The organism is Priestia abyssalis, assembly GCF_002019595.1.
In the GTDB taxonomy this organism is placed as follows: domain Bacteria; phylum Bacillota; class Bacilli; order Bacillales; family Bacillaceae_H; genus Bacillus_BA; species Bacillus_BA abyssalis.
On the sequence record NZ_KV917369.1, the window covers coordinates 4,623,392 to 4,646,389 of the forward strand.

Annotated in this window: 28 protein-coding genes; 4 read left to right on the forward strand and 24 right to left on the reverse strand. The window is 38.7% G+C overall.

Features of this window, described 5'->3' with window-relative positions:
• Window positions 1–18: 18 nt before the first annotated feature.
• Window positions 19–366, forward strand: a complete 348-nt coding sequence (locus BK575_RS22080) for a YqzG/YhdC family protein (protein WP_078413747.1) — start codon at window positions 19–21, stop codon at window positions 364–366.
• 74 nt (window positions 367–440) lie between these two features.
• Here BK575_RS22080 and BK575_RS22085 read toward each other — a convergent pair whose 3' ends face one another.
• The 9 genes from BK575_RS22085 to comGA form a co-directional block, all read right to left on the reverse strand.
• Window positions 441–623, reverse strand: a complete 183-nt coding sequence (locus BK575_RS22085; protein WP_028394867.1) for a YqzE family protein — start codon at window positions 621–623, stop codon at window positions 441–443.
• A 167-nt stretch (window positions 624–790) separates the two neighbouring features.
• Window positions 791–1,186 carry a competence type IV pilus minor pilin ComGG gene (gene comGG / locus BK575_RS22090; RefSeq protein WP_078413748.1) on the reverse strand — a complete coding sequence of 132 codons (396 nt, stop codon included), beginning with the start codon at window positions 1,184–1,186 and terminating at the stop codon, window positions 791–793.
• The gene (gene comGF / locus BK575_RS22095) at window positions 1,161–1,604 is read right to left on the reverse strand and encodes a competence type IV pilus minor pilin ComGF (RefSeq protein ID WP_078413749.1); all 444 of its coding nucleotides are present in this window, start codon (window positions 1,602–1,604) and stop codon (window positions 1,161–1,163) included. Before comGF ends, comGG begins: the two co-directional genes overlap by 26 nt.
• Window positions 1,601–1,900, reverse strand: a complete 300-nt coding sequence (locus tag BK575_RS22100) for a hypothetical protein (protein WP_235867511.1) — start codon at window positions 1,898–1,900, stop codon at window positions 1,601–1,603. The genes comGF and BK575_RS22100 overlap by 4 nt, the downstream gene beginning before the upstream one ends.
• A gap of 19 nt (window positions 1,901–1,919) precedes the next feature.
• Complete coding sequence (comGD, locus tag BK575_RS22105; protein WP_169907939.1) at window positions 1,920–2,354, reverse strand: competence type IV pilus minor pilin ComGD; 435 nt, start codon at window positions 2,352–2,354, stop codon at window positions 1,920–1,922.
• A complete protein-coding gene (gene comGC, locus BK575_RS22110; protein ID WP_328589528.1) occupies window positions 2,347–2,682 on the reverse strand; it encodes a competence type IV pilus major pilin ComGC in 336 nt (111 codons plus the stop codon). Before comGC ends, comGD begins: the two co-directional genes overlap by 8 nt.
• A gap of 106 nt (window positions 2,683–2,788) precedes the next feature.
• Window positions 2,789–3,430 carry a type II secretion system F family protein gene (locus BK575_RS22115; RefSeq protein ID WP_169907941.1) on the reverse strand — a complete coding sequence of 214 codons (642 nt, stop codon included), beginning with the start codon at window positions 3,428–3,430 and terminating at the stop codon, window positions 2,789–2,791.
• An 8-nt stretch (window positions 3,431–3,438) separates the two neighbouring features.
• The gene (locus BK575_RS22120) at window positions 3,439–3,825 is read right to left on the reverse strand and encodes a type II secretion system F family protein (RefSeq protein WP_078413754.1); all 387 of its coding nucleotides are present in this window, start codon (window positions 3,823–3,825) and stop codon (window positions 3,439–3,441) included.
• Entirely contained in the window at window positions 3,822–4,919 is a 1,098-nt protein-coding gene (comGA, locus tag BK575_RS22125) for a competence type IV pilus ATPase ComGA (RefSeq protein WP_078413755.1), read from the reverse strand. Before comGA ends, BK575_RS22120 begins: the two co-directional genes overlap by 4 nt.
• 237 nt (window positions 4,920–5,156) lie before the next feature.
• Between comGA and BK575_RS22130 the strand changes: the two genes are divergently transcribed.
• Both BK575_RS22130 and BK575_RS22135 read left to right on the forward strand, forming a co-directional pair.
• The gene (locus BK575_RS22130) at window positions 5,157–5,858 is read left to right on the forward strand and encodes a helix-turn-helix transcriptional regulator (protein WP_078413756.1); all 702 of its coding nucleotides are present in this window, start codon (window positions 5,157–5,159) and stop codon (window positions 5,856–5,858) included.
• 84 nt (window positions 5,859–5,942) lie between these two features.
• Entirely contained in the window at window positions 5,943–6,188 is a 246-nt protein-coding gene (locus BK575_RS22135; RefSeq protein ID WP_078413757.1) for a DUF2626 domain-containing protein, read from the forward strand.
• A gap of 36 nt (window positions 6,189–6,224) precedes the next feature.
• Here the strand turns inward: BK575_RS22135 and BK575_RS22140 are convergent, their stop codons facing one another.
• Window positions 6,225–7,361, reverse strand: a complete 1,137-nt coding sequence (locus tag BK575_RS22140; protein WP_078413758.1) for a class I SAM-dependent methyltransferase — start codon at window positions 7,359–7,361, stop codon at window positions 6,225–6,227.
• 14 nt (window positions 7,362–7,375) lie between these two features.
• A complete protein-coding gene (locus BK575_RS22145) occupies window positions 7,376–8,008 on the reverse strand; it encodes an MBL fold metallo-hydrolase (RefSeq protein ID WP_078413759.1) in 633 nt (210 codons plus the stop codon).
• A gap of 289 nt (window positions 8,009–8,297) precedes the next feature.
• On the opposite strand from BK575_RS22145, the gene BK575_RS22150 reads away from it, so the two are divergent.
• Window positions 8,298–8,471 carry a DUF2759 domain-containing protein gene (locus BK575_RS22150; protein ID WP_078413760.1) on the forward strand — a complete coding sequence of 58 codons (174 nt, stop codon included), beginning with the start codon at window positions 8,298–8,300 and terminating at the stop codon, window positions 8,469–8,471.
• A gap of 159 nt (window positions 8,472–8,630) precedes the next feature.
• On the opposite strand, the gene BK575_RS22155 is transcribed toward BK575_RS22150, so the two are convergent.
• From BK575_RS22155 to BK575_RS22215, 13 genes are all read right to left on the reverse strand, one after another.
• On the reverse strand, window positions 8,631–9,728 hold the full coding sequence (locus BK575_RS22155; protein ID WP_078413761.1) for a YqgU-like beta propeller domain-containing protein: 1,098 nt from the start codon (window positions 9,726–9,728) through the stop codon (window positions 8,631–8,633).
• A 106-nt stretch (window positions 9,729–9,834) separates the two neighbouring features.
• Window positions 9,835–11,727, reverse strand: a complete 1,893-nt coding sequence (locus BK575_RS22160; protein ID WP_078413762.1) for an LTA synthase family protein — start codon at window positions 11,725–11,727, stop codon at window positions 9,835–9,837.
• Window positions 11,728–12,041: 314 nt separating this feature from the next.
• Window positions 12,042–13,016 (reverse strand): ROK family glucokinase, encoded by a 975-nt coding sequence (locus BK575_RS22165; protein WP_078413763.1) that lies wholly within the window; start codon window positions 13,014–13,016, stop codon window positions 12,042–12,044.
• 1 nt (window position 13,017) lies between these two features.
• The gene (locus BK575_RS22170; RefSeq protein ID WP_078413764.1) at window positions 13,018–13,224 is read right to left on the reverse strand and encodes a YqgQ family protein; all 207 of its coding nucleotides are present in this window, start codon (window positions 13,222–13,224) and stop codon (window positions 13,018–13,020) included.
• 72 nt (window positions 13,225–13,296) lie between these two features.
• Window positions 13,297–14,832: a rhomboid family intramembrane serine protease gene (locus BK575_RS22175; protein WP_078413765.1), complete on the reverse strand. Its 1,536-nt coding sequence runs from the start codon at window positions 14,830–14,832 to the stop codon at window positions 13,297–13,299.
• 238 nt (window positions 14,833–15,070) lie between these two features.
• Window positions 15,071–15,250, reverse strand: coding sequence for a hypothetical protein (locus tag BK575_RS22180; RefSeq protein WP_078413766.1), 180 nt, complete (start codon window positions 15,248–15,250; stop codon window positions 15,071–15,073).
• 89 nt (window positions 15,251–15,339) lie between these two features.
• Window positions 15,340–16,131 carry a DUF92 domain-containing protein gene (locus BK575_RS22185; RefSeq protein ID WP_078413767.1) on the reverse strand — a complete coding sequence of 264 codons (792 nt, stop codon included), beginning with the start codon at window positions 16,129–16,131 and terminating at the stop codon, window positions 15,340–15,342.
• Window positions 16,124–16,693: a 5-formyltetrahydrofolate cyclo-ligase gene (locus BK575_RS22190; protein ID WP_078413768.1), complete on the reverse strand. Its 570-nt coding sequence runs from the start codon at window positions 16,691–16,693 to the stop codon at window positions 16,124–16,126. Before BK575_RS22190 ends, BK575_RS22185 begins: the two co-directional genes overlap by 8 nt.
• 144 nt (window positions 16,694–16,837) lie before the next feature.
• On the reverse strand, window positions 16,838–16,987 hold the full coding sequence (rpmG, locus tag BK575_RS22195) for a 50S ribosomal protein L33 (RefSeq protein ID WP_028394888.1): 150 nt from the start codon (window positions 16,985–16,987) through the stop codon (window positions 16,838–16,840).
• Window positions 16,988–17,035: 48 nt separating this feature from the next.
• Window positions 17,036–17,698, reverse strand: coding sequence for a hypothetical protein (locus BK575_RS22200; RefSeq protein WP_078413769.1), 663 nt, complete (start codon window positions 17,696–17,698; stop codon window positions 17,036–17,038).
• A gap of 4 nt (window positions 17,699–17,702) precedes the next feature.
• Window positions 17,703–20,075, reverse strand: coding sequence for a sugar phosphate nucleotidyltransferase (locus BK575_RS22205; protein WP_078413770.1), 2,373 nt, complete (start codon window positions 20,073–20,075; stop codon window positions 17,703–17,705).
• Window positions 20,041–22,413, reverse strand: a complete 2,373-nt coding sequence (locus BK575_RS22210) for a glycosyltransferase (RefSeq protein ID WP_078413771.1) — start codon at window positions 22,411–22,413, stop codon at window positions 20,041–20,043. The genes BK575_RS22205 and BK575_RS22210 overlap by 35 nt, the downstream gene beginning before the upstream one ends.
• A gap of 6 nt (window positions 22,414–22,419) precedes the next feature.
• Window positions 22,420–22,884, reverse strand: coding sequence for a DUF4912 domain-containing protein (locus tag BK575_RS22215; protein ID WP_078413772.1), 465 nt, complete (start codon window positions 22,882–22,884; stop codon window positions 22,420–22,422).
• Window positions 22,885–22,998 lie beyond the last annotated feature (114 nt).

Here is a 22,998-nt window from a genome sequence, read left to right on the forward strand (position 1 = left end):
AAAGGATGTGCCAATAAAATGAAGTCAATATGGATCGTTATCTGTCTATGCTTTACGGCGATGGTGCCTTTTTCTCATCCTCACTCCGCGACCCCAGCGGAAGCTTCGCCGCCGGCCAAACCGATTCCTGCTTATGCGAAGTGGAGCCGGCTTGCGATTAAAGAAGCAAAAAAGCGTTATCCGACTGCCCAAATCAAAGATTTTTTATATCTAGGCCGTGCCCAGCAAGGACCAGACAAAACGGTAGAGCGCTTTAAACTGTGGGTACAAAATCAAAATAAAGAATTCGGTTTGTTTATCACAATCGTGTTTGATACCAAAACAGAAAAAGTTCAGTCCATCTCATTTGTGGAATCACCAACATAAAAACCGGTTGCCATCCCAACCGGTTTTTATGTTTCATTATTGTCATTTTTTCATCAAATACAAATTGAATGAAGCTATTCTTTCTTTTTTCGATACCACATCATAACAGCAAAAGGAATAACACCAAACCAACGCTGCACAAAGGAGTCCCGTTCCTCTTTTCTTTGTCTCCTCTGTTGTTTTCGTTCTTCCTTTGGCTTGTCAATATAACGGACAAATTGCTGGGTGACAAATTTCACATAATCATTTGTAGACATCGTTCAATACCACCTCAACCACTATTATGCCCGGGATGTCGTCTCTTTAACCCAAAAGAGTATTCCATCACAGATATCGCAATACAGGTAAATAACCAATCCATTCTCTTTCATCCAGATCCCATAAACCCTACAAGATACAATGTTTTCATTTCCGTTTCCCCTTTTTATAATTTTTTCCAGTCTATCACAAACCTTTTTTCCGGTTCGATTTCAGCCAACGCTTTCATTTGTACCTCCGGTGACAGAATACAATGAATTTCAACCATCATACGATCATTTTGCCACGATTGCAACGTATATGTCACTTCTCCTTGTGGATGCGCATACGTCTTTTTTCGCCCTACCTCCCCTTCTTCGTCAAAGCTATACGGTGCCTCGGACATTGCCGCTTCTAATAAGTGTTCCAATTGATAATAATTTTTTACATGTTGGGCGAAAAGCGCCTCTGATACATATACTTGCAGCTGCTGATGAACAACGAAAAAGACGAGCAATGCAATCAGAAGGGCTAAAGGCAGTACAAATCCTCTTTCATTACGAACCCATTTCAATTCCTTCACGGTTAAAAAGACTCATCCTCTCTGCATACAATCGGCTTTCCAAATCCTTGATTTGTATTAAGACCCCTTGATGAACTTTAATGAATTGGGCCGATGATATGTTTTGCAATGCCACTTCATGTCCGTTTCCATTCACTCTCCGTCGTATCATGTTCCCATATTTTTCATACGTGACTGTTTGATGAGAGTCGTTTACAAAGGTCAATTTTTGATGGCTGCACTCCACTTGATGCCCTGTCCTTATTTCTGATGTGAGTTGCTGCACGAAAAGATCCCATTCTAATGTCGATAAAGACACTGACGTTTCTTGATGTTCTTTTGTCATTTTTATGATGATTGGAACAAACGACATCATCATTAAAAACAACGAGAAACTAATTAACATCTCCAACAGCGTATAACCGGCTTCCTTCTTCATCTTTTTATATAATCACACCTTTTTTGCTGGCGCTTATTTAAATCTTCCCAAGAAATACATGCTTTGAAAAAAGCAGACGGTTCTTTATGCCACTCTATATGGTACGCTACTTCCCCTTGCTTTTCGGTGAACGAATCGGGTAAAGCTCCGTCGTATTTATATTCCAGTATCTTATGATGCAAAAGTTTAACGGCAGCTTTATCCATTTCAATGTTTTTTCTTTCTTGTTTAACATGAATATACAAGGGGAGCGTATGTGTAAGGAGTAATAAAAGAACGGAGAATGCCACCAACATTTCAAGCAATGTGTATCCCCTACAATTTTTGAGCATAAAACCGACCCGTTCCGAGCAAAAACACCACCCGGTACATAATAGAACTTGAAGAAACAAACATCGTTCCCGACTTAGAAGTATTTCCATTGCTCAGAAACTTAATTTGTGACCCCAACGTTGCCAGCTCGATTTGAATGCGTGAATCATAAGAGCGGCGAAAAAGCGGGGCGGGAGCGTTCGCGGCAAGAACAAAATACTCATGCTTATCCGGTAAAAAGCGCAATGAAACGACTTGTCCTCGAGTGATGGCTGTCTCTTGTGCATAAAAGACGTCTGTCTCCAATTGTTGAATAAACCAGTACAATCGATATTGCTGCATAAGCGGCTCTACCTTCACGATGGTTACGAACATGATGGCATGAACGACTGCCAATACAACCAATACTTCAATCAGCGTAAACCCGTTTTTATCCAACTGGAACTTCCTCTGTCTTAGGGCCACTTGTTACTTCTCCTTTATCGTTAATTTGAAGGATATCACCGTTAGGACATGTTTCTGCATCAATATAAGCATCGTTTTTTAACTCTTCAATCGTAGGAATGTCGTTTTCGTTCTCGATTTTATACACCTCTACCTGGGCTTGGACGGTTTTTACATACGCTTCACACCCTTTTCCATTGATGGCTTCATTATTTTTGAGTAAATTAGGGATCATGATTAGCAGCAAAATCGAAATAACCAACATGACGACCAGCATCTCAATAAGCGTGAATCCATTTTTCTTCAATCTGCATCTGTTCAACCTGACTTCCTCCTTTCCCATACTGAATATTCCAGTAATGGCTTCTTATCGGATTTAGGTGTGATAAGCTCCAACCATGTTCACCTTGCCTTATCTGTTTCATTTGTCATATCGTTGACATCATTTTCAACATGGGAAGCATAATGGCTAAGTACATCATTAAAACGAGTAAGCCAATTAATGAAAACAACACAGGCTGTACAATATTTAGCCACTTGAATACGGTTTGTTCCAATCTTTCAAGGATGAATTGACTATGATTTCCCAACTCTTTTCCCAAATCTCCATGTGATTGCCCATGGGCAATCACATTGGCAAGCTGGGAATCATAATATTTTCTGTCAGCCATGATTTGCTCCAAAGCAATCCCCCCAACAAGCTGCTCCTTTATGAAAGCAGCCTCTGTTTGAAAAAAAGGATAATGCTTCTGGCGTTCAAATAAACTTAAACAATCATGGACAGATAACCCGCCCTTTAATAAATTGCTGAGATGAACAGAAAAAAAATAAGAGTTGAATAAAGGAATGGTGTTTTTTATAAGGGGGATATTTAACCAAAAGTTCATTTGTTGAAGAGGCGGCCTTTTTCGCCAATATACCCGATATAGAGCGTATGAACCGCTCCCTAACACAAAAAAGGTCACGCATCCGTACGGGAATGCCCCTATGAATTTGATCAATAGGATGAGCGGCAGGGAAATTTCTGTTCCCATCGAAGAGTAAAGGGTTTGAAATTGGGGAAGCAGCACGGTGGTCATCACAAAAAAAGGATGAATAAAAAGGAAAACAGCATGAGGGGGTATTGGACGACCTTTTTCATTTTATTGGCATTTGCCAGTTTTCTATTAATCATCATTGCCCCTTCTTTTAAAGCAAAAACCAAGTCTCCATGACGTTCAGCAAAATATAGATATCCTAAAATATCCCGATGAAAATTCAAAGCTTCAAACGTATCATGCAGAGGCACACCGCTTTTCAACTGCTTTAACGAATAGTCGATGTCCTCACAAAGCTTTGGAGAAAGCTGAAACCGGAGAAATTCCATCGCCTGGGATAACGTATATCCATGTTCAAGGAGCTCGGAAAGCTTTAGCAGGAAAACGGATTGGGATTCCATGCTCCATCTTCGTGTCTGATGTTTCATTCATCCTTCCCCCACCCATCCAAGGAATTTGGATATAGGTAACCTAAAGCGATGCCTTTCTTGATGACATCCCTTAGTGTGGCATAATGACAGACGTCCTCTTCTTCTCCTTTTGCTTTTTTTATGACTTGATTCAACGCCTTTCCATAAAGCAGTTCATATACGCTAGCCTGACGATGTTTTCTCATTTTCCTGCATAACGGATGACATTCTTCTGGACAGAAAGGACATTGAAGTTCAACCAGCCTTTGAGCTGCAACGGCGATAAGGGTTTGTTCAATCTCCTGGAATCTAACGCCAAATTCAAGCAATCGATAAATAGATCCCGGTGCGTCTTTTGTGTGCATGGTCGTCAGAACTAAATGCCCGGTCAATGCCGCTCTCACTGCAATTTGAGCAGTTTCATCATCCCGGATTTCTCCAACCATAATAATATCCGGATCATGTCTTAAAATGGCTCTTAAACCGGTTGAATACGTAATGCCTGCTTTTTCATTTACTTGTACTTGCAATACTCCGTCGCTTCTGCATTCAATTGGATCTTCGAGTGTTATGATATTGCGGCTGAACATTTTTTTGGATTGATTCAATAGTGTGTACAAAGTGGTCGTTTTGCCAGATCCGGTTGGCCCTGTAAAAATGATGAGTCCATGGGAATGTTTTAAAAGAGAGATTAGTTTTCTGGTCGCACCAGGAAAAAGTGAAAGCTTATGCAAAGGTGTAATGTGGTTTTGAGGCAGGATACGTATAACGAGGCTTTCTTCAAAAAAAGTGGGTAAGGTGGAAAAACGCAGACTAACGGGTTCAGCATGAATAGTAACAACTAGAGAGCCGCTTTGGGGTTTTCTCTTTTCACCAATATCCATTCCACCCAAAAATTTAAAATGTGCTATCAGGCGTTCGCAGTTACGTTTGGACATTACCTCCTTAATGACTAATTCTTTCCCCATTCGAACTTGCACTACAGCATCCTCCTCCCGAGGAATGATATGCACATCAGAAATGTGATACATAAAAGCATAATGAATGAGGTGCTCCGCTGTTTTTTCAATACTTGCTACAATAAGAATCTCCTCCTTTTCTTCTCGATACATCTACAATATTCTCTCTTTTCTTCGTTTTTCCTACAATATTTTTGTTAAGAATTTGTAAATATATAAATCATTTGACGTGCATGCTTTTTTGCATGTCAAATGATTTGTTTGTATAATTCTGTATAGATATTTTGTGAACTTTTTTCAAAACTTACTTTATTAAATCGCTTCTTCGTTTTCCACATTGCAAACGTGTATTATAATGGAAGTATATTGGGCACTAGGAGTGAAACCAAAATGGAAGAGACCTTAAAAGTAACAAGCGTTCTATCCGATCCGACACGCTTTCACATTTATGAATATATTTCAAAACACCGAAAAGACGTTACCGTTCAAGAAATTGCTGATTTATTTCATATCCATCCAAACGTCGCAAGACTTCACTTATCCAAATTGGAAGAAATTAAACTGATTATCTCGGAAACCAAAAAAACGGGAAAAGGCGGGAGACCAAGCCGATTTTATCAATTATCTGACGAAGTCATTCAACTCTCTTTTCCTTATCGCAATTATCAGCTTTTATCTAACATTGCGATCCATGCCATCACAAAGCTCGGTGAAGAAGGGCAAACATTATTCAATAACAGCGCTTACGAGTATGGAATGACTTATATGAAACAGAGTTATTGTCACATATGGTCAACGATTGATACGCTTTCTCACGAAGAAAAGTTGACTATGATAAAAGAGGCAGCTGCAAGCACAGGCGTGTTCCCAATCATGACGCTAAACGAAAATCAGCAAACAGCCACCTTCGAAATCCGCAACTGTCCATTTAAAGAATCAGCTTTCAAACAGCACGAAGCCATTTGCAGCATGCATAACTCTTTTCTGAAAGGAATGTTTGATGCATTGTTCACTCATCTAACATTCAAAGCGAAAGACAACATGGCTTTAGGCTGTGAAACGTGCACCTATTATGTAAGCGTTGCAAACTAAAAACAAAGTAATATTTACAATTGCCCGAAAAGTACATTATAATAATGTAAGTAATTGACACGAGGGTGTAAAGGAGGGATATATATGGACCGTATGTACCGTGTTTTAGCATTTTGGACTGGTATATTTGCTGTCATGTTCTATCTTGGACATATGCAAACGACGGCTCTTATTTTCTTAGGTCAAACAGGTTTTTTTGCTTTTCTCAGCTACTTGAAACTTTCAGAACGTATGTATATTTACATTTTTGGAGCATACCTCACTGTGTTCTTTGCTGGTTTTACATATTGGACAACATTTATGATGGTTCCAGGAGCCGGCGGTCATTAATAGAAAAACCTGTTGTACTTGTACAACAGGTTTTTTTTAACCATTCTTCATCAAAAAGTTGCTCGTAAACAACTGATCTTTATTTAGTTCTATTCCCTTTTCTTGAACAATTACGTGAAAATGCGGACTCATTCCCGCGTCCATAACCAAACTGCGGATTGCCCTGTTTTGTTTACTGACGTCAGAAAAAGGATTCGCCCCGGCATGTTCTTGTAATAGGTCTAAGATTCCAATGGCCAATAAAAATTCATGTTGTTTTTGAACCGATACGGCCTCTGCTCCTAACCTCTTTCCTTCATCAATAAAACTATCAAGGTGAATATGGGCCGTCAAGTCCATCTGACCTGCATGGAGTAATGGATTTGATATTAATTGATGGCGCAAATATCCCCGCAAGCTTCCTCGGTGATGCAATGGATGACGAAGCTCTTCAAATGTATAGCCATAATCAATCGTTACCATCATCCCTTGTCGGAACAGGTCATGCAATTCTTTGAGCTTTTCTAACATAACTAGAGGGACTTCCATTCGCTGCCCATCCCGCAGCTGAAGATTATACTCGTCTGCATACCGCTTAATTTGTTCATTCTTTACAGGCACTAATACCTCTGTCAACTCTTCAAACTCATCGAGCGATACCCAGACTTCATACAGTTCTCCCTCTGTCTGTTCAATGACTTCTACAGGAAGAGCATCAAACCATTCATTTGAAAACACTATTCCTTTAAATGACCCAATCGCTGTCTTCAATTCCTCCAAACTATGAAAATACTCTAGTTTGGGGTATGCTGTAAGATTTTGTTGTTGCTGTTGTTGGTGATAAGAGCTTTTTTCTACTACATAATATGTTAGTTTCGAAAATGTATCCGGAGAGAATACCTCCCATTCTCGTAATACGTGGTAAGCAAAGCGGCCGTCTCCTCCTCCTATTTCGCAAATGGCCGGCGGCACAGCCCCCTGTGCGACAGCTTTGCTGAAAAAGCGGGCCATTATTTTGGCAAAAACGGGAAAGATGTGAGGAGTAGTAAGAAAATCTCCTTCTTTCCCAACTTTTTCCCTGTCTTTCATATAATAGCCATGTATAGGGTGATACAAAACCTGACTCATAAATTCCGAATAGGGAATTCCTTTTTGCGGCGATTGCTTAATGAATTGTTTAATCAATTGAATCACCCTGTTCCACCTTCTTAAAAGCCATTTAGAAATGGATTTGTTTCCATTTCATCGCCAATGGTTGTTTCACGCCCATGTCCGCATAGCACAATCGTATCTTCCGGCAGCACGAGAAGCTTTTTATGAATGCTTTGTAAAAGCTGTTCATGACTCCCTCCCTGTAAATCTGTACGTCCGATGCTTCCCTCAAATAACGCATCCCCTGAGGCTACAATTCCCGCCTCTTTGAAATAATACGAAACACTCCCTGGTGAATGGCCTGGAGTCTCGTAAACTTCACATGTGAAGTCCCCAATGGTTAAGGAACCTTCTTTTGTTAAATGGTGTGTGGCAGCCTTAACCGAGATAGCTCCCATCATAAAAAACTGTGAGCCATTTAAGGCGGGGTCTGCTAGCCAGTCTTTCTCCTTAACGTGCAGATAGACGGGAAGCTCATATCGTTTGCGTACGTCATCCAACGCTCCGATGTGATCAAAGTGAGCATGTGTCAACAAAACAGCCAGAGGGGTCAGCTTTCTCTGTTCCATCAACTGAATAAGTTTTCTTCCTTCTTCACCCGGGTCTACAATTAAACATTCCTTTTTGTCGTTTTCAATGATATAGCAATTGGTTTGAAGAGGCCCTAATGGTACACGTTGATATTTCATATGTAATCAGTCTCCTTTTAACGTTCTTTTCAATATTTTACAACAAGTTGTGTGAGGATTAAAAGGAACATCACCTCTTTCGGCATAGAAGTATCCTTTTTCGCCTCGACAAATGTTTTGAAAACATTTAAAATAAAAAAGAGTGAAGAAAGCGTTAGCAATTATAAAGTGAAGCTCCGTTAAAGAAAGATGCTGTTTTTTCATGATTCATTCCGATGAACTTAAAACCAGTATTATACTTTAATACAGCTAAGCGAAACGATACTCATTATACAAAGGAGGGCTTTTCATGGGTCTTATGGTCATCTTCGCACTTACGGCAATCCTTGCTCTATACGGAGCTTTTACAGCATTGCGCAACAAAAATTTCCTCGGAGTAGGATTTGCCTTAGCGACAGTTGCAGTTTTCGGATGGTTTACCGTCATGACTTTGTTACATCATGGATTCCCGGCTGCCCACTAATGAACAATTGAATTACATAAAAAAACAAGCCGCTGCCCGTATAAAGCGGCTTGTTTTTTTAGCATGATTCAACGGACGCTGAAAGTCTGTTCAGCTCATCTAACCATCAGTCTCATCTTTGCCAGCAGTTTCTGTATATCGACTGATGGATGTGTCTATTTAGGTGAATTCAATAATAGAAATGATTTTTTTTGTTTTTAAATCTATAATTTTTTCAGACTGGTATCCCATAAGACCTAATTGGCCATTTGGCGACAACTTAAAAGGAACATTGTCTATTTGGTCAAATATCACTTCTTTCTTTCCTGTTTTCAAGGAAAAGGAGAGAAGTTCAAAACCTTCTTCTTCCGCCATTGTTTCTAATGCCCTTGGCTGGAAGATGTAAAACATGTCATTGACTGGATTAAATTGATGATAAGGAATAATCCATCCTGAAATATCTGAAACAAGAGGCATGGAAAAACTTTGTATTTTTTGTAATGTATCACTTTTATAAAACGTATACACTCCGCTTCCTTCTTCACCCTGTTGTAGTTCCATCGTTAATAAAGTTCCAGGAAAGGCGGAAAAACTTACAATTTCATTAAGCACCTGTTTTTCTTCTTTTGTATGAACATCGTGAACAAGAAGAGGAACATCTCCCAACGGATCGTCTTGGTTGATAGGAATATAGGCCAGGACAGATTGTGTAAGCCATTGAGCAAAAGGCTGAGAAAGCATATACTTTTCGTGGGTTTTGTTGGAAAGGTCTAAAAGAAATGATTGAAACGTCCAATCCTCGAAAAACGAGGTAACGAAGACTTGATCCTGGTGATATGGATTCCACACATACTGAACATCAAAAGAATCCATTTGAAAGGATTGGATGATTTCACCTTGCTGATTTAAAAAAAGCAGTTCTGCTTGCTGATCTGATATAGTCGTTTGAATCAAAAAATATGTATGGTCACGGTTGGCTTTTACTGAAATGATTCGATTTTCACTTTCAAAAAAACGTTTTTTTTCACCTGTATAAATATTGTACAAATAAATGCGAGAGCCTTTTTCGTCATCCTCCATGACTAGAACCGATTCATCATCATACCAATCGCCAACAGAGAAGAAGGAAGAACCATCAACCTTCAATGCTTTGATGGATGGGGATTGCTTAACTGGCTGCGGATTCTGTTCACCATCCTTCGTTCCCTCTGCTGAATGGAGCTCGCACCCTGCAAGTATACATAGTATAAACAATAATACATAAACTTTTTTCCCCATCAACAAAACCACCTTTACCCTTCATATTCCTATGATAGTATGTTCCTAACCATTTTTCCACTCCATCCAAAAAAAGCTTTGACACACAAGGCATCAAAGCTCCTTCTCACTCCTTTACCATTCCTTTTTCAGGGCGGTAGTCCGTGCCTTCATAAAAACGGAGTAAATCACCATATACAATTTTATCTGAATAGTCCAGCTCTTGCTTAGCTTTTTTCATATAAGGTTGACAAAACTCCACATCTATTTCTTCTTCTGTTTTTTTGTCATAACATTTATTGTCTGTATATACGTATTTCCCCGTAACAAAGCTCCCATCACGCAAGACGACAAAGTCCATCTTTTCTTCTGAAAACAAATCGGTACCAAAATGAACATCATCTTTCGTATCGATTCCAAGAAGGTGCAGAATGGTCGGTTTTAAATCGATTTGGCCCGCTGCCGTATGGATGGTTCCCTTATGCTCTCCTCCCGGAATATGGATGATAAGCGGGACGCGCTGCAGTTGTGTTGAGACAAATGGGGTTACTTCTTTCCCTAAATATTGGCTCATGGCTACATTATGATTTTGCGATATACCGTAATGGTCACCATACATAATGATAATGGAGTCATCATAAAGACCTTCTTCTTTCAAACGGGTAATGAAGTACTTAACCGCCTCATCAGTATAACGAACCGTGGGAAAATAACGATTTAATGTACGGCTGTTAGAATCATATTCATCAACCATTTTGTCTTCTTCATTTAACTCGAATGGAAAGTGATTGGTCAATGTAATGAATTTTGTATAAAACGGCTGCGGTAATGACTTCAAATGCTCAATGGATTGATCAAAAAAGTCAGTGTCCTTTAAGCCCCAGCCAATCGAATTTTCCGAGTTCACTTCATAATCGCTTAAAGAGAAATAACGATCAAACCCTAATTTAGGATACATAATATCACGGTTCCAAAAGCTTTTATTGTTAGCATGCAGCATGGCTGTGTAGTACCCTTGTTGTTTCAAAATTTCTGGAGTGGCGTTGTATTCATTGCTTGAATGGGTAAAAAATACCGACCCGCGCCCAAGTGAATATAATGAATTTTCCACAAGAAATTCCGCATCCGATGTTTTGCCTTGCCCTGTTTGATGATAAAAATTATCAAAATAATAGCTTTCCTTCAAGAAATTATTTAAAAACGGTGTAATCTCTTTTCCATTAATCTTTTCGTTGATGACAAAACTTTGAGTAGATTCCAATGAAATTAAAATGACATTTTTCCCTTTTGCTATACCGAACAGTTCGTCATTGGGTTCCTTTTGGTTTGCTTTCAAATAATTTTCGATTTCCACGAATTCACTGCTGTCTGCCATCGCTCTTTGCGCTTTTGATTTTGATTGTAAAAGGGCATCATAAATGTGGTAATTATAAGTTCCAAGGTTTTTCACCAGCATTTCGCGATCAAATGTACGTGTCAATAGTTCAGGCCTTTCTGATTCCGCCAATGCCAAATTTGAAACAAAAATAGCTGTAACAGCAATGTAATAAGCAAAACGCTCTTTTTTATTGAACACAGAAGCGGAAGCATTGCTGTTTAAGCGGCGGGCCATCCATGCTAAAAACAAGACATCTGCAAACATCAGTACATCGCTTATTTTGAACAGCTCAAATGCACTATTTTTCAAATCTCCCATGTTGCTCGTCTGGAACAAAACAGGCCATGTCAAAAAATCATTAAAAAAGCGATAAAACATTACATTTCCAAATAAAACAAAAGAGATGATGAAACTTGCGATTACTATGTAACGGTTCCTTCTTTTTTTCGTTTTAAAAAATAATCCGGCTCCTAACACCAACAGCAAAAAACTGAGCGGGTTGATAAATAGGATTACTTCTTGTTTCACGTTTTCAATTTCAATATTAAAGCTTGTTTTGTAAACAATATACGTTTTTAGCCATAATAAACATACGGCTGTTAAAATAAATGATAGCTTGGATAGTGACACTCTAAGCTTCAAATCCGTACCTCCTTAACCATCCGTCATATTGCTGTTATATTACTAAAAACAGCATTGCCTAAATGGCCTAACTAATCTTAATGTTTTTTTTACAAAAATGCAATTCTTTCTCCAAAGTAGGAAGATAGAATAGTAATGTTACTGTTTTATTCATTTCATTATTAAATTAGACGGATTCATCTGGAAAAAGTTTCGAAAAAGGTTTAATTCTAAATATTCTGAATCAAAAAGTTAAAAGCTGTCCTTTTTATAAAAAGGACAGCTTTTAACTTTCAATGAAAAGGAAAACGTTTGCCATTATATCGGAACGCACATTACGCCTGATTCATTTTCTCTTTTGCTAACCAAGCTCCGCCAATAACCCCTGCATCATTCCCTAAAGTAGCAATCGTTAATTCCGCTCCTTCAGCCACTCTTGGAAAAGCAAATCGCTTAAATTGCTCTTTTAAAGGATTCAACAATGTATCTCGCGCTTTTGATACACCGCCGCCAATGACGATTTTTTCAGGATTCAATCCATTTGAAAGGTTTGCAAGAGCCAACCCTAAATGAAAAGCCAAATCGTTGACGACATGAAGAGCCAGCTCATCTTGTGCCTTTGCCGCATCAAAGATCATCTTTGCCGTTATCATTTCATTATCACTATACGCTTCACGTAAAACACTTGGCGTTGTAGTCGTTTCAAGCGCATGCATGCCTAAACGAACAACACCTGTTGCTGAAGCTACTGTTTCTAAACACCCTGTTTTACCGCAATTACAAGGTGCTCCTCCTTCTGGAACAGATGTTACGTGCCCAATTTCTCCGGCTGCTCCATTGACACCATGAATAATGGAACCGTTTGCGATTATTCCGCCGCCGACTCCTGTACCAAGTGTTACACAAAGCAAGTCTTTTGCTCCTTCCCCTGCACCTTTCCACATTTCTCCGATTGCCGCGATGTTCGCATCATTATCGACCACCACTGGAAGGGACGTTTCCATTTCAAGACGATCCTTTAACGGAAAATTGCTCCATCCAAGGTTTACCGCTACATAAAGGGAACCGTTTGCAGAATTGACAGGCCCAGGCGCTCCAATCCCAATTGCCTCCAGTTTATTTTGGGGCTGGCCCAGGTCAACGAGTTTTTGGTCAATTGCCTTTGCAATATCTGTCGGAATGTTTTTACCTTCTTCAGCAATATTAGTTGGGATTTCCCACTTTTCAATAATCTCACCATAATGATTAACAAACGCCATTTTAATTGTTGTCCCGCCGACATCAACACCCACTAGCCATTTTTCATTCATATCATTTCATCCTTTTTTCTTTTTGAATTTGTATTTCTTGACGAAGCAGCAATACAGCTGTTTGGTAATCTCTCACTTCTATCAATTGTGATTGAAATAGCTCCCTTAATTCTGCTTCCATTAGCTCCAAATCAGCTACACGATCCCCTATGTATATGATCGTTCCGTATTTTTTCAACAACTGTTGCACATCATAAATTGTTTTCATATCTTCACCTGTTTTCATAGTTAGAACATGTACATAATAAAGTATAAAGGAAAGTTAAATCCCGTCAAGAATCTATTGAACGGCTCTTTGAACTTGCGTTAACAATTGACGGTATTGTTCATTTTCAGACTGAAGCGCGACAGCCCGTTCAATAGAAACTTTGGCTTTTTCCAACTCTCCTGTATTAAAATAAATTAGGGCCAAATTATAGTGGGCTTCATGAAAATCAGGATTGTATTGTACAGCTTTCTCAAGGTTCCTCTTTCCCATTTCAATCTCGTCTTTTTTTATTTGTGCATAGGAAAGTAGAAAGTAGATGCGGCTATCTTGAATCCCGTTTTCCTGAAATGGGATTAACACATGCATCGCCTGATCATATCGTTCCTCTTCATTCAATGTCCGGGCAACCCTCAATGCATACTCCGTATCTTTTTCTAAGTTACGAGGACTAAAGCCGTAAAATAATAATGCTGTGACAAGGGTGACGCTTATCATCAGTCCCAGCAACTGCTCTTTACGGTTCTTATGTTTTGGAAGCGAAACGATATGAGCTGCAAGAAAGCCTCCTGCTAATCCTCCGATATGGCCCGCATTATCAATTCCGGGAACGATAAATCCAAAAATAAGATTGACCACAATCACAGCTATAATGTTATAGCCCATCGTTCGCAAAAACAATTGACGATGAGTTTTCCCTAAATAAAGCAAAGCTCCAAAGCACCCGAAAATGGCGCCCGACGCTCCGGCAGATACAGAAGAACTAAATAGAAAGCTGCCTAACACACCCGTAAAGCCGGAAAATAAGTAAATAAACAAAAATCGAAAATTCCCATATATTTTTTCCACAAGAGGGCCTAAATAATAGAGAGCAAAGCTATTCATTAATAAATGAAGCATCCCTATATGCAAAAAAATAGGCGTGATAAACCGCCACCATTCCCCGTCAAAAATAAAAGGGTTGAACTTTGCACCGTTTTCAATCAGCGTCACTGTATTTTCGCTTCCGCCTCTAAATTCCAATAGTCCAAACATTATGATTTGAACAGCAAGTAAAAGAAACGCCCAAAAAGGCTTTCCATATTCAAAAAGCTCTTTTTCTTCCTTTTTCTTGCTGTTTATGTATGTCACAACTTGCTGCTTTACATGTTCTATATGAACGAATAACTGGTCATCCTCTATGAGAGGATCGTTAAAAGAGCTGCCTAATAATTGCTCATATCCTTCCCTGCTATTGGACTCCGTCCATAACATGGTTTTCACTTGCGCAGGAGCTTTTCCCTCCATCATTTGTTCTGCCTTCGGGACAGGATTCCATTCATTGATCGGCTCATAATCACTAACATAAATATTTTGAACGTGCAGGTGTTTCTTAAACCATTGCTTTCGCAGATGCTCCGCCTTTGCGTATACATATTGGATATCTTGTTCTATTATATTAGCCCAAGGAAAGCTGTGGCGCACGAGGCGTATGATTGTTGCCGGTGTTCGATGATTTGCCAGCATCCATACTTCTTGAAAGTCTTTCGATATGTTAATCATTTCATATTCGCCTTCAACAGCCAGCTTCTTTAAGGTTGACCAAAACAGCCAATCTTGCCTTATCGTCAATGTATTCAACTCCCCCTACAAGATTCTTCTCTCTAACGGACAACAATGTCACATGGAACGCAATTCTACTTTATCTAATGTAACCATCGCAAAAAAAGATAAAAAAAGCAACTATATAAAAGAGTTGAAGTTTAGATTTTAAACTATGACATGAACGTTCTTTGATCATGTCATAGTTTCTAGATCGATCTATATACATAAAGAATGGAACATGGATTTTTTATCCATGTTCCATTCTTTACGCCGGAAATATTTGCTTCAATAAGCGTTCCCGTACAAAAGGCATATTAAAAAAGGTACGAACGGCAAATTCGCGAATCATTTGACTCGACAATACAACATTTAATAAACGATAGCGTTTGCGGTAACCGAGAAAAATCATAAAACTAACAAGCAATAATGTCAGGACACGTTGCATCTCATTTACCTCCCTTATTATTACTTTTTCACATTGTTTCGATTTTTATCCATATATTCCATCATTCATCCGCTAATAGAAATTTCACTTTATCCGATCCATCCATACCATACAGCACCAAGGAAAACCGCCGCTAGATTAGAAAGACCGTTTACTACATCATTATTAATAAACTTTACACCTTGTATTGGGACTGTAGCGGTATGACAGTGGCTGTAACGCTCCGTTTCAATGCCGCATCTAGGACATTTGTAAGTGATTTGGACGAGAGCTCCTAATACGGTATCTATCATGTTCCCGATAAATCCAAAAATCGTTACGATCACCACATCTGTGCCCTTCAAAGAAAATGAAAGAAGATACGCTGTCAACACAATTAATAAGGAACCACAGATCCCCGCTAAAGTTCCCAATAAAGATACAGCCCCGGAAGTCCCGCGCTCCACTTGCTGGAAGGTCGTAAGTAAATACGGCTTTCCCTTACTAAGTGTCCCAATCTCTGACGCCCAAGTATCGGAATTCGCTGCAGCCAAGCTAATAATAAAAAGCAGTTCAAACAAAGAAGATTCAGTGACGGCAAACAACAAGCCCATAAGAGCCGCTCCTCCGCCATTAACCATCACTTGGATAAAATCCCTTGCATTGTTTTTTTCTAATTTATCTTCGAGTACCTTTTTCTGGCCTTTTTTAAATTTGCTCCAAAAGGTAGATGTGCCAAAAAATAAACCAAGCAACAGCAACCCGCTTAACCCAAAACCGGCATAAACGGCTCCTCCCACCAGCACAGCCCCAACAGCACCCGATACAGATAAGGCCTTCCACCAAAAAGCTAACAGAGACAGCACCATAACTCCTATGTAAACAAACAGGGGTTCAACCATGGCAAACCGTTATCCCTTCATTTGTAATGATAGCTTCGACCGGGACATCATGAGGCTCAAATGGGACTTCTTTTTGTAATTGAACAGTAAACGCCAACGAAATTTTCATTCCGCGGAAATCAGCAAGATAGCGATCGTAATAGCCTCCTCCATAGCCTATTCGATAGCCGTTTCTCGAAAATACCACACCCGGTACAATCATTAAATCGATTTCTTCCGGTTTATAATACGTCGTCTGTTCTACAATCGGTTCTTTTAAACCAAAATATACTGTTTCTAATTGGGAAAAAGACGTTATGTGATAGAACTTCATTATATGATGATGTGGATCACACTTTGGAATCACAACTTCCTTGCCTGATGCCCATGCTCTTTCAATAATGGGAATTGTAGATACTTCTCTATCTCGTGAAATAGTAAGTGCAATGACCTTTGCCTTTCGCCACCAAGCTGTCTCGTAAAGCGTATCTGCGATGCAATCAGACCATGTTTCATATTGTTCAACACTTAGATTCTGAAGTCTCTCTTTTACTTCCTTTCGAGTAACCGATTTAAGATCCATACCTGTCCCCCCTGTTTTTGAATACGCTTTATGAGCAAACGGGATTGATTTCCCGCTATTTTTTCGGCAGAAGCCGAAAGTGAATGCACTAGGCTTTAACATAGCCTATATAATAAAAAAAACAGCAGGAAAATTCCCTACTGTTTACTTTGTTTCACGGTGTACCGTTGCTTTTTTGTCTCTTGAGCAGTATTTTTTTAGCTCAAGACGGTCTGGGTTGTTACGTTTGTTTTTCTTTGAAATATAGTTACGCTCACCGCACTCTGTGCAAGCTAAAGTAATATTTACACGCATGTTTTTCCCTCCAAACTATAAAAACATAAATCAGACTATAATATAATATCATTTTTCTTTTCGAAATTCCAGTGTGTTTTTTCGAAGAAATTGATTTAACATGTGAGCATTTTGAGAATGTTGTCCTTTAATCAACCAATAACAGGCAGTATGTGTCTCATAAGGACCCAAATTTCCTTCTAATGTAAAAGCACTCGTTACTTTTCCCGTAGAAAATGGCTGAAAACAAAGTCTCCCTTTAGGTATATCTTTCCACAAATGGGATGATAAATCTCGCTCTCTTGATCTCATGGAATATTGGATAATACCTTTTTCTTTATACTTTCCATTGCAAAGAAAAGCATGGTCGGCTGAATGATGAATCATTGCCTGTTCATTCGGTGCATAATAAACGACATCTTGTTGTTTTTGACATTCTATTTCTTGCTGCAAGTACATTTTAATAGTCTGATACCGATTGCTTTGATTACTAATATTTACTTTAACATACAATACGTTGCAATGGTTAATAAACGCATCAAAGGTTTGACAATTCAACGTTAAATAATATTCTTCTAGAATAGTGCTTAGGGAAGCGAAAGAAGGGTGAATCCAACAAAACTCGCCTTCTGTCCAAATCCCCATCTTTGTTAAGATCCCCTCAAAATTCAAGCAACTATCTTTGTCATCATGGAAACATAACGGCTGAAAATTTTGAAAGATAGTATCCATGACTCTACATCCTCTGATACTCTTTAATTTTATTGATAAAATAAGCGGATGACTCTTGAGCAATAAACGATTCCTTCGCTTCTGAATAAACATTTATGACTGATAACTTATAATCCGGCATAATCAATGTCCATCCTCCTTCTGAATGATAAATCTTCATTCCCTCTATCAATTCAACTTCATGCCCCTCAACGTCTTCTAAAATTTTCCTCATAACCCTTCCTTGTAAATCTATCGGACAAAACACACATTCCTTTACAACGTGAATATCAGGAACAATAGCGAGAATTTGAGAAATGGCTAAAAACTGAATGGCCATTAATTCAAGCAATTGACAAAAAGCGTAAAAAGCATTTGTTTGAAAAGGAACCGTATTAAGCCACTTTTTTCTTCCATTTCTTCGCAAACTAGCGTGAATAACTTTATCCCTAAGAGAAAAAAGATCTGTCTCGTTCATATGAGAAAAATGCAACCATTTATTTTGAATGAGATACTGATGGAACATATATAAAATTAAAGATTGTGTTTCAGTCAACTTTCCTCCTGTTTCATCAAACAGTTGAAAACGGCTCCCTGAACCGTTAACCTTTATCGCAAAATGGACCTTGGCTCTCTTTATTTCCATGATTAACTTTTCTTCATTGATGTCTTGATACAGCAGGCACTGTACATTAAGCTCTGCGCATACCTTTTTCAACGTTTTTTGAATAAGGGCAGGGGCTGACACGATGACCCTTAAATTTGCGCCAATAATGGCAGGGAGACAAAGGGAGTGAAGGAGTTTTGCCACATACCTATCCAAAAGCTGTTCTTCATTCTTTAACCACCGCTGTCCTATCCGTTCTTTTTTCCTCCATTGCTGCTTCCTTAAAAACTGTTCCAACTTCCATTCCAAATTACGATTGATTAAAACCCCATCTTCTCCATAAAATTGAACAAAAGTATCGTCTTTGCTACCTTCTTGATGTCTTCCAATATAAACAGCCCCATCTGCCTTTTCACTCTGTACCGCATCTTGAACGAAAGGAACCGCAACAAGATGAAAGTCTTCTACTTCAAAGCCGCACGACAGTAAATGCATAACCATTTGTTCCTTAAAAAACTCCGCCCCTTCTTCACAACCAATAATGATTTTCTTATACTTTTTCCATAGCTGGCTTAACGCCCCGGCAATAAAAACATACGACCGTTCATCCAGAACAGAATGGGGAATGGTTCCTTGAACAACAAATGGATAATGATAAAAAAACAGTGGTGGTGAATCGTCATCATGATAAACATAACCGTTGGAAATTCTTTTCTCCTGCGGTACACTATATAGCACCATATGTTGGTCATGACCAAGCTTTTTCTTATCCTCTAATTTTATATTGGCATCAATCACTGCATTTTGAACGGTTGAACTTTTTCCAATGAATACATCAGACAACAGGATCGCTTCTTTTATGCACGAATCTGCACCAACAATACCATTGGCGGTAACTACAGCATACGGCCCAATTATCGCGCCTTTTCGTACAATCGTGTGATCACCGATGAACGCAGGTCCCCGTACTGTAGCATCTTCTTCAATGTAAACATCCTTGCCAATCCAAACACGATCTTCCATCACTTCTCCCTTTATGGAAAAGGCACATGTCCTGTCTAAAAGATCTTGCTGAGCCTTGTAATAATGGTCGACCTCTCCTATGTCGATCCAATATTCTTTCGTTAAATAATGATAAATGGGCTGCTTTTCAAAGAGTAAGAGCGGAATTAAATCCAGGCTGATATCCATGGCCGTATTGTCCTTCATATACCCCAGCATATCTCGTTCGATGATATAAATTCCAGTGTTGATATAGTCACTTAAAACTTCATGTTTCCTCGGCTTTTCGATGACCTTTTCCACTTTACCGTCAAGCCTTGATAATACAGTGCCATAGCGAAACGGGGTCGAAGACTTTTTTGTGATAACCGTCATGATTCCATTTTTTTTTCGATGATAGTTGATCGACTCATTAAAATCAATCGTTGTTAACGCATCTCCGCTCACGACTAAACAAGGACCTTCTATGAATGATTGTGCATTCCGAAGGGCTCCTGCCGTACCAAGCGGCAACTCTTCTAAAAAATAGGAGATGTGAACTCCCCACCTGCTTCCATCTCCAAAGTAATCCTTAATAGAGGCAGGGAGATGACTAAGCGTAATAGCGATATCAATAATGCCATGATGTTTTAAATGTTCAATCATATATTCTAATACGGGCTTATTTAATAAAGGCAGCATCGGTTTTGGAGTACGGTAAGTAAGGGGGCGGAGCCTCATGCCCTCCCCTCCTGCTAATATGATTGCTTTCAGCTCACTCCCCTCCCTCCTCTTGAAATGTAACGACATTCTCTTCAAACAGCTTTATTGTTTCTGTTGCGATGTGATCCCACCCAAACATCGTTTCCACTCTTTTTTTACCTTTTTCGCCTAGGCGACGGGCATATTCTTTGTCCTGCAATAAGACTAAAATCTTCTCAGCCAAATGAACGGCATCATTCGGGCGAACCTTTATGCCGGAAACACCATCTTCCACAATTGTTTGCAACCCGCCTGTATTGGTTACAATAGTTGGTTTCCCCACTACCATTCCTTCAAGCGCCACAATCCCAAAAGGCTCATACAAACTTGGAAATACGACTATATCGCTGAGATGAAACAACTGATTTCGTTCGTCATCCGTAATATAGCCGATAAATTGAATATGTTTTTCTAGTTTTTTTTCTTTTATCAGTGCACGGTACTCATGCAACAAAGGACCTTTTCCTGCAATGATGACTCGAACATTCGCTTTTTCTTTTCGTATGATTTCAGCTGCTTCGATTAAAATGTGGAACCCTTTTTCATATACGACTCTTCCTACCGAAAAAATAAGCCTGTCATCAGAGCACAATTGATATTTTTTCTGTAGATTATTTGGTCGACATTGAGATAAAAACATTCCCGGCTCAATTCCGTTTGGAAAGACGGATATTTTATCTGGTCGTACATAGAATAAATCGATAAGTTCTTTTTTCATGTATTCACTGCAAACGATAACTGCGTGAGCATCATGAATCAGCCTTCTTTCTTTTTCATGAACACTCTCTTGCAAAGCATTATGAATACCATTGTTACGGCCATGTTCTGTCGCATGGATGGTACAAATTAATGGAATATTCAATTGAGCCTGAATCACCCGGGCGGCACTTCCTACAAGCCAGTCATGCGCATGAACAATATGGAACGGAATATGTTTACATAAGCGTAAGCCCTCATGTACCATGGCTGCATTTAAGCTGTTAACCCATGCGAAGAAATCTGAGTGATGAGGCTGTAAACTTAACACCCTGCAGACGTGAACACCTTGAATCTTTTCATAGGCTGGTAATCCCTCTACAAATGTGGTTATAACAAATACTTGGTGACCTTGTTTTGTCAGCGTTCGAGATAGATCAAACACGTGACGCGATAACCCTCCCACTACAAGGGGTGGAAACTCCCATGACAGCATCAAAATATTTAATCTGGAATGTTCTTCATTGTCTAAATAAAGCGGCTCATTTGAGAATGTTCCTCGTAACATTCTCAAATGTTCTATTGACAGATAGGAAAAGATAGGAACATCGGTTGACTCATTAATAATCGAACCTTCATCAACCATTTTATAAAGAGATTTAAAGTGTTTTACATGCATATTCAAACAGTCGAGAACATATTCTTTCTTTTCCATATCTTTCGTCAAAAACTGCACCCATCCCTTACTCGCGACAATGAACCATATTTTCATCATTTGTAAAAAAAGAGCGCTTTGTGCAAAATCCATGATTTTCCATAGAATTTCTTCCATCTCGTACACAATCGTATAAATCTCTTGAGTAAGCTGATTAAGCCACTGTTCCCTAAATTTGCGATTAACAGCGGCCTTTCTTCTTATTGTAGAAGAATGTACATTTTCAGTGAAGAATTGTTTAGGTAATTGAAAATTTATCGATTCACTTTTTCTCTTCTTAAGTAAAGAAAACAGCTTCTTTGGAATACTCCCTGTTTCGATACTTGCCATAAAAACGTTCGATAACGCTTTCACTTCTTGGTCATACGGAATTATAACTATATTTCGAGAAGAAACATACGGATTCGATGCCACCTGGTCATCTTCCAGAAGGAATTTTCTATTTAAAAATGTATATTGAATCCCTTCTCCATGTAAAATTTCTTCAATTTCTTCCGTTATAAATCCCTCTTCTACCCAAAAACCCCTTGGTTTTTTATGGAAACAAACTTCAAAGATATGAATGCCATAACTAATTTGAATCGCCTTACCTTTTCTTGTTGAAAGAAACGGAAGTAAACAGTGACTGGCAGTTGTCGGGATACATTCAATTTTCCCTTGTTCAGATAAATATCTCAAACCATTTAACAAATTACGGTTCCACCTTAAAAATAACCGAAGAGAATCCTCTTTTTTTTCTTTTTGTAAATAAAGAAAAAATCGCTGTTGAAAATCCGGACGATCCCATAACTCCAATAAAAGAGGAGAAATAGCAATAGTACATGGCGGAATTTCTTCATCTTCTAAATAATGAAACAACGGCAAATAGAACTGTATCATCTCTTGATATAAATCTGTTTCATCCCAATGTGCTTCCCCCATTTTTGAAAAGTAAGAAAATGGGGCATAAATAACTGTTAGTTGATTTGTTTTCATTGCTTTTCACCTTACGTTTTTCGTATAACAGGAATACGTGCTAAAAAGAGGGGACCACTCTGGTGAAGTTGGACGATTTAACTGCCACTCTGAAAATGACTGGGGTTGAATATCTATCTCAGTGGAACTATCATCACTTAAATGAATCGTGTTAGAGCGTAAAATAGTATAATAAGAGGTTGGTAATGGGACAGCAATATCCACGACATATGTTTTATTCCCCGGGAGCTTCAAAAAGGCATGTTTCTTTTCTGACTGAATGGAATATTGCTTCCACTTATTCGAATTATGTCCATTAAAGATCACATTTGTAATATCATAAACAATTAAACACAGATCTTCTTCCTTCCATTCATACAAAAAACATTCCTCAAATAACTGTTTAGTTAAAGTAGAAATATTCCAATGAACAGATAAAGTAGAATCATTCAAACACAACATTTTGCATACATCAATATCTAAATGTTCCATACTCAAAATAACTCACCTGTATTACTGACTTTTTGCTTGTCTTCATAATAATCCTTCTTAAACATTACCATAGCTTTTTATCCTGTTTACACTTTTCTGTGCTCTCGTATAAAG

Excerpts from the sequence above, each read along its gene's own strand:
- BK575_RS22185 (WP_078413767.1), bottom strand. The coding sequence starts at position 16,131 with ATGGTTGAACCCCTGTTTGTTTACATAGGAGTTATGGTGCTGTCTCTG.
- comGF (WP_078413749.1), bottom strand. The coding sequence starts at position 1,604 with ATGAAGAAGGAAGCCGGTTATACGCTGTTGGAGATGTTAATTAGTTTC.
- comGA (WP_078413755.1), bottom strand. The coding sequence starts at position 4,919 with ATGTATCGAGAAGAAAAGGAGGAGATTCTTATTGTAGCAAGTATTGAA.
- BK575_RS22130 (WP_078413756.1), top strand. The coding sequence starts at position 5,157 with ATGGAAGAGACCTTAAAAGTAACAAGCGTTCTATCCGATCCGACACGC.
- BK575_RS22210 (WP_078413771.1), bottom strand. The coding sequence starts at position 22,413 with ATGAAAACAAATCAACTAACAGTTATTTATGCCCCATTTTCTTACTTT.
- BK575_RS22205 (WP_078413770.1), bottom strand. The coding sequence starts at position 20,075 with ATGTCGTTACATTTCAAGAGGAGGGAGGGGAGTGAGCTGAAAGCAATC.
- rpmG (WP_028394888.1), bottom strand. The coding sequence starts at position 16,987 with ATGCGTGTAAATATTACTTTAGCTTGCACAGAGTGCGGTGAGCGTAAC.
- BK575_RS22135 (WP_078413757.1), top strand. The coding sequence starts at position 5,943 with ATGGACCGTATGTACCGTGTTTTAGCATTTTGGACTGGTATATTTGCT.
- BK575_RS22085 (WP_028394867.1), bottom strand. The coding sequence starts at position 623 with ATGTCTACAAATGATTATGTGAAATTTGTCACCCAGCAATTTGTCCGT.
- BK575_RS22200 (WP_078413769.1), bottom strand. The coding sequence starts at position 17,698 with ATGGATACTATCTTTCAAAATTTTCAGCCGTTATGTTTCCATGATGAC.
- BK575_RS22170 (WP_078413764.1), bottom strand. The coding sequence starts at position 13,224 with ATGAAAACAATTTATGATGTGCAACAGTTGTTGAAAAAATACGGAACG.
- BK575_RS22215 (WP_078413772.1), bottom strand. The coding sequence starts at position 22,884 with ATGGAACATTTAGATATTGATGTATGCAAAATGTTGTGTTTGAATGAT.
- BK575_RS22100 (WP_235867511.1), bottom strand. The coding sequence starts at position 1,900 with ATGTTGGTGGCATTCTCCGTTCTTTTATTACTCCTTACACATACGCTC.
- BK575_RS22165 (WP_078413763.1), bottom strand. The coding sequence starts at position 13,016 with ATGAATGAAAAATGGCTAGTGGGTGTTGATGTCGGCGGGACAACAATT.
- BK575_RS22120 (WP_078413754.1), bottom strand. The coding sequence starts at position 3,825 with ATGAAACATCAGACACGAAGATGGAGCATGGAATCCCAATCCGTTTTC.
- BK575_RS22155 (WP_078413761.1), bottom strand. The coding sequence starts at position 9,728 with ATGGGGAAAAAAGTTTATGTATTATTGTTTATACTATGTATACTTGCA.
- BK575_RS22180 (WP_078413766.1), bottom strand. The coding sequence starts at position 15,250 with ATGCAACGTGTCCTGACATTATTGCTTGTTAGTTTTATGATTTTTCTC.
- BK575_RS22190 (WP_078413768.1), bottom strand. The coding sequence starts at position 16,693 with ATGGATCTTAAATCGGTTACTCGAAAGGAAGTAAAAGAGAGACTTCAG.
- BK575_RS22145 (WP_078413759.1), bottom strand. The coding sequence starts at position 8,008 with ATGAAATATCAACGTGTACCATTAGGGCCTCTTCAAACCAATTGCTAT.
- BK575_RS22080 (WP_078413747.1), top strand. The coding sequence starts at position 19 with ATGAAGTCAATATGGATCGTTATCTGTCTATGCTTTACGGCGATGGTG.
- BK575_RS22150 (WP_078413760.1), top strand. The coding sequence starts at position 8,298 with ATGGGTCTTATGGTCATCTTCGCACTTACGGCAATCCTTGCTCTATAC.